The following is a 2515-nucleotide window of genomic DNA, read 5'->3' as shown; positions in this document are numbered from 1 at the left end:
GAATCGACGCAGGAATAGCAGCGCTATTTCAAGGAGATAGCCAAACGGCGATCGATGGCGTGAGCGGTGTCAAGGGCCGGCGAATTATGTGCGGGATTTCGGATACAGGACACTAGTCCCCTGGAAACGAAAAAGTGATCGCAAGTCACTTCCAGCGAGATCGGAACTATGATCTAACCTGGTGATGGCCAGAACAGGACGACCGAAAGCAGCTCTGGAGCTTGCGGAAGACGAGCGCGCCGAACTCGAACGGCTTTCTCGCAGGTCCCGAGCGAATCCGACGATCGCGTTGCGCGCCAATGTCATCCTAGCCTCAGCCTCAGGGCTCACGAACGTGGCGGTTGCCGCGAAGTACCGGTGCGGCGACGTCACGGTTCGGCGAGGGAGGAAGCGTTTTCTGGAACGTCGCGTTGCGGGGCTACACGACGAGCCACGGCCCGGAGCGCCGCGCCGAATCTCTGACGAGGAGGTTGAGAGCATCGTCGTCAAGACGCTGGAGTCGAAGCCGAAGGGCCGAACTCACTGGAGTACGCGGAAGATGGCCGACAAAGCCGGCGTGAGCCATGCCACGGTCGGCCGAATTTGGCGCGCATTTGGGCTGCAGCCGCACGTCGTGAAGACGTTCAAGATCTCGGATGACCCTCTCTTCGTCGAGAAGGTCCGAGACATCGTCGGCCTCTACCTCAACCCGCCCGAGCATGCGGTAGTGTTTTCGTTCGACGAAAAGCCGCAAATCCAGGCTCTTGAGCGAGCCCAGCCGATCCTGCCCATGGACTTGGGCCGGCCCGAGCGGCAGACGCACAACTACGTCCGCCATGGAACTGTTGACCTGTTCGCGGCACTGAACGTCGCGACCGGGAAGGTCATCGCGAAGACCAAAAAGCAGCATCGAGCCAAGGACTTCGTCGATTTCTTGCGTGTGATCGACCTCGAGGTTGCCGCCGACCTCCAGGTCCATGTCATTCTCGACAACCTCTCGGCTCACAAAGCTACCGAGGTCCAAAGGTGGCTCGTGAGGCATCCCCGGTTCGTGCTGCACTTCACCCCCACCTACTCTGCCTGGTTGAACTTGGTCGAGCGCTTCTTCGGTCTACTGACGGAGCAAGCCCTCAAGCGCGGCTCGCACACGAGTATTCCCCAGCTCCGAGACGCCATCTACGAATACGTCGGCGCCCACAATACCGAAGGCAAGCCGTTCCGCTGGGTCAAAACCGCCGACCAAATCCTCGAATCGGTCAAGCGCTTCGGGCAGCGAACGGTCCAGGTCCACGGTCCCCTCTCTAGCCCGAAGCCGGCGGGCAGCGAAAGGGGGCGTGGCTTTAGCGGCCGGGCTCGATCTTGGCGAGGCGGCGGATCCAGTAATGGGGCCGCCGAGCCTGGTGGGCCACAGCAAGGACGAAGAGCTCGTCCTCGAAGACGGCGGTGACCGCCTCGTAGGGGAAGTCGTTGACGAGCATGCGCCGCACGTGAAGTCCCAATTCGACAATGCGCTTGTGCTCGACTCGCTGTCCGATCTCGGGGTGGTCAAGCGCGTAGCGCATGGTTTGCCGGAAGCAGACCAGAAAGCGCATCCCAAGGCCCGGCTGCTTTCGGTTGTAGTGGGTGGCGATCTGGTCGAGCTCGCGGCAGGCGAGTCGAAACAAGCGCAGCGTCGGGGTAGGCATCAGCGCGAGTGTTTGTCGATCAGACGCTGGAGCTCTTCTTCGCCGTCGACGGTCTCGGCCTGACCGCTGTGCAGCAGCTCAACGCGTCGGACGATCTCCTCGGTCCAGGTCTCCTCGACTTCGTCTGCGCTAACGGCCTCCTCGTCGTCGATTTCCGCAGCGACGATGGCCTTTTCCTCTGGGGAAAGCAGGGCGACTTGCCGGGCGAGCTCTCGGGCCTTGGCGCTCATGCCTTAAGTCTATGCCGAGCAGGGGAGGGAGGCCAGTGCACGTAGGCTCGTGACTCAAGTGCCCGACGGCACGGCCGGCACGTCGCCTGCCGTCAGGCGTTCATCAAAGCCAACGGGCCCGGCGCGTCCGGCGTCGGAAGCGTCGGCGGCGGGTACCCCGGGATTGCGGCGCCACGCGGAATCACGCCGTCGGTCGAACGGTCTTGGACCGCGCAGCTACTGGACGCCGGACAACGAACGACCGCGCCCCTGCCGGCAGCCGGCGTCGCGCTGTGTTCGACCACCGCAATGGATCGATCCGCACCGGAGTGAAATGGTGACGCGGGAGGCCACGGTTTGCGGAGCTGGGAGCCGGCCACGGAACCGGGTCAGCCGGCGACCGACGAACACTGGATGCGGGCAGCAGCTCAAAACGTATGGCGGCCCCGGGGTGCGGAGCGTACGGCTCTGTTAGCGCACGGTTGGAGCGCGCCCGGCATGGGGTGCTGGACCGAGAGACCGTTCGCTCGGCTGCGTGCGGTGTATGGTTGAACCCGCTCGCTAGCCCGGTGCACAGCGTGCAGCGTGCAGGCGCACCATAGCCCAGCTGCCGAACGGAATCGCCACAGCTACGACGTTATG

General features: G+C 63.5%; 2 protein-coding genes and 1 pseudogene. 1 reads left to right on the top strand and 2 read right to left on the bottom strand.

Annotated elements, in window-relative coordinates; genetic code table 11:
* Positions 1-184: 184 nt before the first annotated feature.
* Positions 185-1246, top strand: a pseudogene (locus tag MJD61_01810) (IS630 family transposase).
* A gap of 73 nt (positions 1247-1319) precedes the next feature.
* Here the strand turns inward: MJD61_01810 and MJD61_01805 are convergent.
* Complete coding sequence (locus tag MJD61_01805; protein MCG8554013.1) at positions 1320-1664, bottom strand: hypothetical protein; 345 nt, start codon at positions 1662-1664, stop codon at positions 1320-1322.
* Positions 1664-1894: an addiction module protein gene (locus MJD61_01800; protein ID MCG8554012.1), complete on the bottom strand. Its 231-nt coding sequence runs from the start codon at positions 1892-1894 to the stop codon at positions 1664-1666. The genes MJD61_01805 and MJD61_01800 overlap by 1 nt, the downstream gene beginning before the upstream one ends.
* Positions 1895-2515 lie beyond the last annotated feature (621 nt).

It is taken from the genome of Pseudomonadota bacterium (assembly GCA_022361155.1).
In the GTDB taxonomy this organism is placed as follows: domain Bacteria; phylum Myxococcota_A; class Polyangia; order Polyangiales; family JAKSBK01; genus JAKSBK01.
Note: the sequence above shows the minus strand (reverse complement) of the source record. Positions and strands in the feature narration are given on the sequence as shown.